Source organism: Bartonella sp. AC535YNZD (assembly GCF_042196625.1).
GTDB lineage: Bacteria > Pseudomonadota > Alphaproteobacteria > Rhizobiales > Rhizobiaceae > Bartonella.
In genome coordinates this window covers 105,599-116,470 of sequence record NZ_JBHIQP010000007.1, presented here as the reverse complement: position 1 = coordinate 116,470, position 10,872 = coordinate 105,599, and the positions used below count along the sequence as shown (strand labels likewise).

Here is a 10,872-nt window from a genome sequence, read left to right as displayed (position 1 = left end):
ACGACCCGCTTCAAAAGCAAGAATACGAAAAGGTTCAGACTTATTTGGAATGGGCTAAGGAGCATGATGAAGATGGAACGGATATTGGGATTGATCTGGTCGCTACAATCCGTGATGATATCTGTGATGATAATCAGTCACTAAAAGACGCTGCTTAAATAACGCGTGGGCGCGGCGGGGGCACCCTCCTTTAAACATCTCATTTAAAAATTTAAATCTCTTTATAAAGGAATTGTGCTCATGCAAAAGAAGTTTGCACTCACAAATGAAACGCGTGTATTTGGTAAACATATTCTCTACCGTATTAAAGCATTAAAAGATTTTGCTGATATCAAAGAAGGTACCTTAGGCGGCTTTATTGAAAAGGAAGATAACCTCTCTCATGAGGGCAATTGCTGGGTCTATGATGAGGCTTGTGTCTATGGTCATGTAAGAGTGTATGAAAATGCAAAAATACGCCATTTTTCTCAGGTCTGTGGTCATGTCTATGGCAATGCCGAGGTCTATGGCTCTGTTTATGGAAATGCCAAGGTCTGGGGTAAAGCCTATGGCAATGCAAAATTAAACAGTCAAAGTAAAGTAAGTGTCGTTCCCAAAAAATGTGAAGTTTATGAAAACGATAATATTATCAAGATTACAGATACAGATAAATAAATGACAGGCATGGACGGCGCCTTCTTTATGGTTATAAACGCATATAAAATGCATTGCTATAAACATATCATAAAAGAGAGAGTAAAATAAAAGAAATCCGTGCCAAATGATATGACGCGGCTTTCAAAATGAATCATCCATATGGAGTAATGAGTGCATATATACAAAACGTATCATATTGCAAGCGCTCTATGAGAGATATGAAAACTTATCAAAAGAAACGTAAATGTGCGTATGATCTTTAATCACTCATTTGAATGAGAGAGCCTATAAACGCTTGTTATGGCTATCAAACGTATCAAACAAATCAAAACGCTCGGTAGCTTTATCAAAACCCGCTTTTTACATTTACGAGCGTTGGTTTTCAAAACAATCTCTCATAAGACAATAAACAACCGATTTTATCAAACGCAAGGCTTTAAAAACTGTTATAAACATCAGTTTCAAACATTTAAACATGCATTTAGAAAAGCTTTCATAAGCGTATTTTCATTTTGCACTCAAATGTAACTTCTTTGCAAATTAATCGCTCTATATTTGGCTAGCAAAATTAAGTAAAATCCCATGCCTTATGATGTTAAAATATTTTTGAATTTTGCTTGCTTATCTTTGCCTCAATAGCAGCCCCCAATTTTGGGGTGAGTAAATCACTAAGTTCATATTTTGCTCTGTGCTTTTAAACGGTAACTTTTAAAACGTTTTTTAGTACCATATCTAAGTAGATAGTATTCTACTGCTATGGCATTGTTCGTTTCCATTTTTTTGTGGAAACGAATACAGTTTCGTTTTTAAAAATTAGTATAGCTGTTGTGATGATACTATATTTATGCTTCTTACTTATCGTTTCTAAATTTTTAGAAAGCTTTTTTAAAAGCGATCTTTTCTTTAAATCCTTTTATGCAATCTTTAAAATGTTCGGTGTTATGATGATGCTGTTATAACAGCTCTCTATTTTATGCTTCTCAATTTTGAGAACTGTAATTTTATGTTTTTATCATGTGATTAACAATCCAATCATTAAAACAAGATATGATCTTTAAACGTGTGTTATCGATAATTCCAAACAATTAAATTTTAAAACAATGTGATTTGTGCTGTGATAAAAACGTGTCATAAAATTTATAAACTGTTATGAATGATATCTGCTTTTCATTTGAATGACACATGCGTTATAACATTTACATGATGATTTGCTTTTTATGGTCTATTCATACATGGCAACCTTATATAAAAAATAGTCAAATGAATCATGCATAAAAGTGTGGATTCTTAAGGGGATTCATATAAAATAATTACACTCAAACTATTGACTTTATTGTATTTTTTATTATTATATCTTATATGCTTGATAAGAGATGACCTTCGATCTCACCAACATTCGCACATAGCGTATGAAATCCACTAATCTTTTTAGAATTATCCTCTGTATAGCCATCAGGAGCCGTCAGATTTTGCGAAAGGTCAAAGGATAGCTCATTCGTCTGATCTTTTAGGAAGAGATATATATAATAAAATCCTTTCCTGCTTCAAGATCTTCGTCAAAAGTCATCCTTCCATGCCCTGGAATGCGGTAAAAGAGGTACCCCCACATTCTCACCACCATGATAAAAGCGAAAACATGCCCCTTCATTGATCACAAGACCTTTTCTATTTTTCGGATCGGCTTCCAGAATTCTGTCAGGTTGATGAAAACGCACATCCTCTAAAAAATTAGTGGAAAGAGAACCTACATTACCTTGAAGTTCAGAAAGACTGTCACTGTTCCTCTGAGCCTTCTCTTGAACTTCTGTCAATGCACTCTTCGCTTCTTCCGCTAACACTTTTGCCTCAGAGGCGGCTGTATTCGCAGAATTTGTCGTTGCTGTCACCGTGTCTAATGAACTCCTGACCTCTCCAAGCCCTTGCTTCGTCGTATCAGCTTTTTCTTTTGCTTGCTCCGCAACACTCTTCGCTTCTTCCGCTGTTGTCTTCGCAGTCTCAGCTACTTCCTTGGCTTCTACAACCAAAGGTTCTACCTTATCCGCCTTAACCTGCGCTACTTCACAAATGATCAGATCAAATTCTGATAAACCGTATTTCTTTTAAGCATCCGAAATCACTTGGATTGATTGGTAAGTAGCAAACACCACAGTCATTGCATTTACTAATACTTTATTTTCTTTTTTCAAAGCTTTTAAGCATCAGTTGGTAGCTGATAGAGCGAGATCTGAGACATCGAGTTCGGCAGCAGCATCTTTGTTTTACGACACTTGCCAACTTATGTATCAGAATACACCACAAAGGAATGAAACGGTACTTCTGTATAGCGTGTCCATTCTCTTATTGTTTGTGACATCAAAGCCAGAAAAGGCACGAAAAACAAAACACGCTCTCCAGTTTCGGCTATTTGTTGTGCTATCTTAAAGCTGGTAAAAATCTTCTCCGTTCCACATACCATAATAAGTTTGCCACGGTCTGCTTCTTTTAAACCCTCATAGACTTTCTCATACTTTTGGATTTGTTGAAAAGTTATCCCTAATTGGTGCCCTAATTGCTTTTACGACATTCCCAGCATTTTTCTTTAAAAGCGAATTTTTTGCCTATAGAAATGCCGTTAAAATGTAGCTTTTTCTTTTCACTCTTAAGCTCCCCCCGCTGGGTGCGAGCACCCTCGCATTAGTATTCCGAGAGCCTGAAAGTATTGAACACGAAACAGATCTTTTCTTTTAGTGCTCATAGCACCTAGATATAGAAAAATATCCCATAATTCCGAGACACCAACAGAGTAGGCCATTTTTATGATCAAACTTTAGGGCTTTCAGACTCTACTGATCGCTGCGTAGATGAGTAAAATCACTCTTTAAGTAATAAAGTAATTTCAGGAAATTGGCAATCAAAATTAAAGTAATCTCAAAGACTATAAGATTGGGCACTCTTCAAAAGAGGATAATGCGAAGGGCTGTCATCGTGGTTAGTCATCACCCCACACAATGCTTCTTTTCCAGAAAACGCAAAACGCGATATAAGAAAAAATGTTGTTTGCAAAATTTTCTCTTGCCTATACAAAGAGAAAATAAAAAATTTGGAGGGCTCCCATGATAAATGACATCTACTGTGTTGGATACAATTATGTTGAACATGTTCATGAACTAGGCAATATTGTTGAAGATGAACCCGTTATCTTTAGCAAGCCAAAAAGTTCACTCGTTTTAGGCAATGAAATTTATCTTCCTAACTTTTCTAAAGAAATCCATTTTGAAACTGAAATTGTGCTCAGAATCTCAAAGGACACTTTCATGGTCACAGAGAAAGAAGCAGAAGAATGCTATGATGCCATAGCAATAGGTCTTGATATTACCGCAAGAGACTTGCAAACAAAACTGAAAGAAAAAAAGCTTCCTTGGCTTTTATCTAAAGGATTTAAAGGAGCGGCATACGTCTCTGACTTCATAAACAAAGAAAAAATAAACAACCCAATAACCTTTACAATGAAGTTAAATGGCGAAACGAGGCAAGTTGGCAATACGAAAAATATGATCTTTAGCTTTGAGAAAATAATATCATTTTTAAGTCACTACATTCAGCTAAGGCGTGGTGATATCATATACACAGGCACTCCACAGGGCGTAGGAAAACTCTCTAAATTTGACAGAATAGAATTATATCTTGAAGCTCAATTAATCTCAGAGCTAAAAGTAGAATGAGTCATCAAATACTAACCTTTTTCATTGTTTCATTTTTTTTAGTCATCTCACCGGGACCAAACATGGCCCTTATCATCGATAATGCAACGAGATTGGGGAAAAAGAACGCATTTATGAACGTTTTAGGGTTATGTACAGCAACATATGCGCATGGAGCATTTTCCATATTAGGGGTATCAGCACTCATTCTCAACAACAAAACGCTCTTTCTTTTAGTAAAACTCATGGGAAGCTGCTATTTATTATATATGGGCTTTAAATCGATTAAATCTGGAATACACAGCTTAAATTCAAAAGAAAAAATATCAACGAATGAAAAAAGCATTGTCGGTACAACAAAGCTTTTTACCAGCTATATGGATGGTTTTTTGACACAAATACTAAATCCCAAAGTATCAATATTTTACATAGCAGCCTTTCCAAAATTCTTAGCTTCTGGCGGTAGCATTAAAAAAGGCTTTGAACTTGTAACGATACATTCCTTCAACATCTTTACATGGTTTACTTTAATGACCATTTTTATATCATTCGCAAGCGCCACTTTAAAAAAGAAAAAAATAAAAGGATACATTAATATTGCGACAGGAACAGTTTTATCTCTATTTTCTTTTTTCATTTTCTTTGGATAATGTTATTTCGATAACAAATTTTAAAGTTAATAGAGCAATCTTTTCCTGATTCTGTCTCTCACTATGAATAGCTAAATCTCTAACAGAGCTTATACAATCCCCAGTTCTTTTTTTCTTTGTATAACTGAATTACGTTGCATTTCTTTATCATACTCTCAAGGACGCTTGTGTAAACAATGTGAGTCTCTCGTAACATTTTATAAAATGTTACCAATGTCTAAACAAAATCCTTATTCATCACTTTAAAAGAAAGAACTATGATATTGTTCTTTTCCTTTGTGAAACAAAAGTAATTCCTTCTCACTTATGATAGCATCATAAAAATAAAAAAATGATTTTAGAAATCATTTAAATTTTCCATTAAAAATTGTTCTTAAACTAAGATGAGAACTCTCGAGTGCTATTTGCAGTAAAAATTAAAACTCTCACCATTATGAATAATAATAAATAATGTACTGATTACAAATAATAAGTTTCAAAAAATTATAAAAACTCCTGACAACTTTCTGAAATAATTTTAAAAGCTCCACGTCTTTTAATGAACAATTTATTTGTTATTAATAACAATAAAAAGTTCCCTATTCAGATATCCGTTACGTTATTTAAGAGGAAAACATTCTCTTTTTTCAAAACCATATTCCTAAAACATATTCTTGTCTTTATCCACACAAAATCATAAAAAACGTTTTTTTCCTTTACACCTCATTTATATCATGCTTCGATACAGAATAATGCATTTTTAGTGTAATTTAATCTCAAAATAATTAAAGGGAACCCCCAAAAAATGAGCTATAAACAAAATTTAAAAGATGGTCCTCAGATGAAACTACAACGTGGCCTAGATAACCGTCACGTACAACTTATAGCCCTCGGTGGAGCTATTGGAACAGGACTCTTCATGGGATCAGGAAAAACAATTAGTGTAGCAGGCCCTTCCATCGTACTCGTTTATGCTATTATTGGATGTGCCCTATACTTTGTCATGCGTGCTATGGGAGAATTATTGCTTTCTAATTCACAGTACCGGTCCCTTATTGATTTTTCAACCGATATGCTAGGACCGGGAATCGCTTTCTTTGTAGGCTGGAGCTATTGGTTGAGCTGGGTTGTAACTGGAGCTGCAGATATTATTGCCATCATCACTTATATGCACTTTTGGTGGCCAACGCTTAATCCATGGATTGCCGTTTTTTCTTGCATTGGTTTCTTTTTAATTTTTAATCTCTTTGCCGTAAAACTATTCGGTGAACTTGAATTTTGGTTTGGTCTTATCAAAGTCGTAGCAATTTTAGCATTAATTGTTGTTGGTTTTTATATGATCGCTACGAGCTTTACTTCTCCCAATGGTACTGTTGCTTCTCTCAATCACGTATGGAACGATGGAAATATCTTTCCGCGAGGAATGACAGGTTTTTTTGCGGGATTTCAAATTGCCATTTTTTCTTTTGTTGGTATAGAAATTGCAGGAACAACTGCAGCTGAAGTCAAAAATCCTAAAAAAGTTCTACCAAAAGCAATTAATGCAATACCAGTACGTATTGTACTCTTTTACATCTTCTCTCTCATCGTGATTATGTCAGTCACACCTTGGGATCAAATTGTTCCAGATAAAAGCCCCTTTGTTTCGATGTTTTGGCTTGCTGGTATTCCGATAGCTGCTGGTTTGGTAAACTTTGTCGTTCTCACCTCGGCTGCTTCTTCGGCAAATAGTGGTATTTTTTCTACTAGCCGTATGATATATGGGCTTGCAACACAAAAAGGTGCTCCTCCAATTTTAGGTAAGCTTTCCAAATATCATGTTCCAGCCAATGCTCTATTCTTTTCCTGCTTATGTATTTTAATAGGGTATACAATTGCCTCACTCTCTCCAAGCCTCATAAGTGCTTTCACAATTGTGACGAGCATCTCAGCTATTGCATTTTTATTCGTATGGTCTGTAATTTTGGTTAGCTATATTGTATATCGTCGCAATCACCCTCATTTGCATGCTGAATCCGTCTACAAAATGCCAGGAGGAATTATCGTGTGCGGGATAATTTTAGTTTTCTTTGCTTTCATGCTCTATTTGTTAACGTTAGAAGAAGACACCCTAACAGCTTTAAAATACGGTATATTCTGGTTTATTTGCTTAGGCATAACCTATTTTACATTTGTAAAGAAAAAAATAACTCAAGGTAACAAATAAAGTCTATACATAAAACATCTCAAAAAAGGGTAATTTTAGTTACCCTTTTTCTACTTAACCTCCTCCCCAAACATCAAAAAACGACGATTCCTACCAGCGCCGGTTTGTGAACAATCCAGCTTATTAAGAGGGAATGCTGCTGATCATTTATATGGTTCACCTACATAAGGCTCTATGGGCTAGCCCTGCCCTGAATACTCACCACACATTATAAAAATACTTAATGCGTAAAAATGTTATATGCTTTATATCACTACTCTACACAACAGTATTTTACTGCACAATAAGATAAGAAACGAGCTATTCTGTAAAAAATTCTCTATAAACTTCACTGACATTGTTTACTAATAAAACATGAGATTTATCTAAAACTTTTTCCCCTCCAAAAGTTTATATTCAATTTTTTATCAAAATTAAAAATATAGCTTTAAACAGAATATATCTTAATAGCTATCTGCAATAAAAAAAGATTCTATGAAAATATTTTTCTATTTGTAATAAATTTTAAATATAAATAATTAAAGGTAAATTTTTAAATATATTTTTTAATATTTTAAATAATAGTCTAACTATTTAAACTTATTTTATTTATATATAAAGTTTTATATTTAATAAATTTGCAATTTTATTTATATTTAATATATTTAGAAATCTAAATTAATAAATAAATTTTAAATATAAAAGTTATTTATACAATAATTTACTATAAATAAATATATATAAATATAAATAATTATATAAATATAAATAATAATTATATGTAATATAATTTATATTATATATAAATTATATTACATATGTATAAAATATAAAAAATCAAAAAAATGTAATAAAATTTATCTTTTGTTTCTTATATATAAAATAATTATTCCATTAATTAATAATGTTTTTGCTTTATTCTCATATAGTCATAGAAAAAAATTCCTTTACTCCCTAGCTATATCATGTTTCGATAGAAGGGATTACCTTTTTTAGGGTAATTTTATCTTAAAATAACTAAAGGGAACCTCCCAAAAATGAATAAACAAAATTTAGAAAAAAAACCTAAGAAGAAATTGCAACGTGGACTACATAACCGACACATACAACTTATAGCCCTTGGTGGAGCGATTGGAACAGGTCTCTTCATGGGATCAGGAAAAACAATCAGTGTAGCAGGGCCTTCGATTCTACTCGTTTATGCAATTATTGGTTGTGCTCTATACTTTGTCATGCGTGCTATGGGAGAGTTATTGCTTTCTAATACACAATACCGATCTTTTATTGATTTCTCAACCGATCTTCTAGGGCCATGTGCCGGATTCTTTATCGGCTGGACATATTGGTTGTGTTGGATTGTCACTGGAACTGCTGAAATTATTGCTATTGTCACTTATACACACTTTTGGTGGCCTGAACTCAATCCGTGGATTCCTGTTATAATTGGTCTTATGTCCTTTTTAATTCTTAACCTCGTCGCAGTAAAACTATTTGGCGAACTTGAGTTTTGGTTTGGTTTTATCAAAATCGTAGCAATTCTAGTCCTAATCGTTGTAGGATTTTATATGATCTTTACCGGTTTTGTCTCTCCAAACGGTACGGTTGCTTCTCTTAGCCATATATGGAACGGTGGGAATATTTTTCCGCGAGGAATTACAGGCTTTTTTGCTGGATTTCAAATTGTTATTTTTGCTTTTGTTGGCATTGAACTCGCTGGAACAGCTGCTGCTGAAGTAAAAGAGCCTCAAAAAGCTTTACCACAGGCTGTTAATTCAATACCAATCCGCATTGTATTCTTTTATATATTCTCTCTTCTTGTGATTATGTCTGTGACGCCGTGGGATCAAATCAGTCCAGAAAAAAGCCCATTTGTAACAATGTATGCACTTATTGGTATTCCAACTGCTGCAGGTTTGATGAACTTTGTTGTCCTCACAGCAGCCGCATCTTCAGCAAATAGTGGAATTTTTTCTACCAGCCGTATGATATATGGGCTAGCAACACAAAAAGGTGCTCCTAAGTTTTTAGGAAAACTTTCTCGTAACCACGTTCCAGCCAATGCATTATTCTTTTCATGTTTATGCATCTTATTTGGTTATGCCGTTGTATCGTTATCTCAAACACTCATAGCTGCTTTTACAATTGTTACGACAATTGCCGCAACTTTGTTTATATTTGTATGGTCTATCATTTTGATCAGCTATATCGTCTATCGTCGCAATCGTCCTCTCCAACATACTGTCTCTCCTTATAAAATGCCAGGAGGTGTTGTTATGTGTTGGGCGCTTCTTATTTTCTTTGCATTCATTATTTATTTATTGTCATTAGAAGCTGACACTGCCATAGCTTTAAAATATACTCCAGCGTGGTTTATATTTTTAGGGATTGTATACTTTCTTTTTGGAAGAAAGAATTATGCAAAAAATTAAAAAATAAAGCTTATGTTGCCAAAAACATATAAAAAAGGGTAACTAAAGTTACCCTTTTTTTTGATATTTATCTATAAAATTATAAAAGCTATTGATCAAATATCTCTGTAGAAGCTTCAATTACGCTCTTTATCAACCAAAGCGTTAGATTTTATCCAAGGCATCATAGAACGAAGTTTTTTACCAACTTCTTCAATAGGATGATTATCATTTAAACGCCGCATACTTTTAAAATGAGCAGCACCAGCCTTATATTCTTGAATCCAATTCGATGTAAATTTACCCGTTTGAATATCTTTCAATATACGTTTCATTTCTGCTCTGGTTTTATCCGTAATCACACGTGGACCAGAGATATATTCACCCCATTCAGCTGTATTAGAGATCGAATAATTCATATTTGCAATGCCCCCTTCATACATGAGATCAACAATCAGTTTCACTTCATGTAAACACTCAAAATAAGCCATTTCTGGTGCATAACCTGCTTCCGTTAATGTTTCATAACCAGCTCGAATCAATTCAACAAGACCTCCACAGAGAACCGCTTGTTCACCAAAAAGATCAGTTTCGCACTCTTCTTTAAAAGTTGTTTCAATCACCCCAGCACGTCCACCACCAAGACCACATGCATAAGATAATGCTACATTATGAGCATGCCCTGAAGCATCTTGCGCCACCGCTATTAAGCAAGGAACACCACAACCCCGTTGGTATTCATGACGAACTGTATGCCCTGGACCTTTAGGAGCAATCATCACAATATCAACGTTTTTTTTAGGTTCAATCAAGCCAAAATGAATGCTCAAACCATGCGCAAAAGCAATCGCTGCCCCATCGTGTAAATGATCATGAATATGCTCCTTATAAATATCAGCTTGCAATTCATCTGGCGTTGCCATCATGATGAGATCTGCCCATTTTGCTGCTTCAGCAACACTCACCACTTTAAAACCATCAGCCATGGCTTTTTTAACTGTTTCCGACCCTGGACGCAAAGCTATTTGCACATTTTGGACACCGGAATCTTTCAAATTTAAAGCATGCGCACGCCCTTGAGAACCATAACCAACAATGGCTACTTTTTTCCCTTTAATGAGATTAACATCCGCATCACGATCATAATAAACACGCATAAAAAAATTCCTTCTTTCTCTATTTAAACTGGATTTCAGATTACTTTTATTCAATAAGAAACATTATCTACAGTGCATCACACACTTATAAAGACAAAAAACACCGCTTATAAGAACACAGCAATTGAATAATTTTAAAGTTTACATATTGCATAGAAAAAACTGTAGTCCCCAAAC

General features: G+C 34.3%; 8 protein-coding genes and 2 pseudogenes. 6 read left to right on the top strand and 4 right to left on the bottom strand.

Translation table 11 applies throughout. The features are described from left to right. A pseudogene (locus ACFIM8_RS05855) lies at nt 1-116 on the top strand (hypothetical protein); the annotation flags it as partial. 124 nt (nt 117-240) lie between these two features. Continuing rightward, complete coding sequence (locus ACFIM8_RS05850) at nt 241-654, top strand: hypothetical protein (protein WP_375607004.1); 414 nt, start codon at nt 241-243, stop codon at nt 652-654. A 1,337-nt stretch (nt 655-1,991) separates the two neighbouring features. On the opposite strand, the gene ACFIM8_RS05845 is transcribed toward ACFIM8_RS05850, so the two are convergent. The 3 genes and pseudogenes from ACFIM8_RS05845 to ACFIM8_RS05835 form a co-directional block, all read right to left on the bottom strand. Continuing rightward, the gene (locus ACFIM8_RS05845; protein ID WP_375610523.1) at nt 1,992-2,159 is read right to left on the bottom strand and encodes a hypothetical protein; all 168 of its coding nucleotides are present in this window, start codon (nt 2,157-2,159) and stop codon (nt 1,992-1,994) included. Between the two features lie 33 nt (nt 2,160-2,192). After that, nucleotides 2,193-2,660, bottom strand: a complete 468-nt coding sequence (locus ACFIM8_RS05840) for a hypothetical protein (protein ID WP_375614622.1) — start codon at nt 2,658-2,660, stop codon at nt 2,193-2,195. A gap of 78 nt (nt 2,661-2,738) precedes the next feature. Further along, nucleotides 2,739-3,154 (bottom strand): annotated as a pseudogene (locus ACFIM8_RS05835) (DEAD/DEAH box helicase family protein); the annotation flags it as partial. A 574-nt stretch (nt 3,155-3,728) separates the two neighbouring features. On the opposite strand from ACFIM8_RS05835, the gene ACFIM8_RS05830 reads away from it, so the two are divergent. The 4 genes from ACFIM8_RS05830 (at nt 3,729) to ACFIM8_RS05815 (ending at nt 9,559) form a co-directional block, all read left to right on the top strand. Continuing rightward, nucleotides 3,729-4,337, top strand: coding sequence for a fumarylacetoacetate hydrolase family protein (locus tag ACFIM8_RS05830; protein ID WP_375607002.1), 609 nt, complete (start codon nt 3,729-3,731; stop codon nt 4,335-4,337). Continuing rightward, nucleotides 4,334-4,966: a LysE family translocator gene (locus ACFIM8_RS05825; RefSeq protein WP_375607001.1), complete on the top strand. Its 633-nt coding sequence runs from the start codon at nt 4,334-4,336 to the stop codon at nt 4,964-4,966. The genes ACFIM8_RS05830 and ACFIM8_RS05825 overlap by 4 nt, the downstream gene beginning before the upstream one ends. Before the next feature lie 784 nt (nt 4,967-5,750). Continuing rightward, on the top strand, nt 5,751-7,151 hold the full coding sequence (locus tag ACFIM8_RS05820) for an amino acid permease (protein ID WP_375607000.1): 1,401 nt from the start codon (nt 5,751-5,753) through the stop codon (nt 7,149-7,151). 1,016 nt (nt 7,152-8,167) lie between these two features. Then, the gene (locus ACFIM8_RS05815) at nt 8,168-9,559 is read left to right on the top strand and encodes an amino acid permease (protein WP_375606999.1); all 1,392 of its coding nucleotides are present in this window, start codon (nt 8,168-8,170) and stop codon (nt 9,557-9,559) included. 116 nt (nt 9,560-9,675) lie between these two features. On the opposite strand, the gene ilvC is transcribed toward ACFIM8_RS05815, so the two are convergent. Beyond that, nucleotides 9,676-10,695, bottom strand: coding sequence for a ketol-acid reductoisomerase (gene ilvC, locus ACFIM8_RS05810; protein WP_375606998.1), 1,020 nt, complete (start codon nt 10,693-10,695; stop codon nt 9,676-9,678). Nucleotides 10,696-10,872 lie beyond the last annotated feature (177 nt).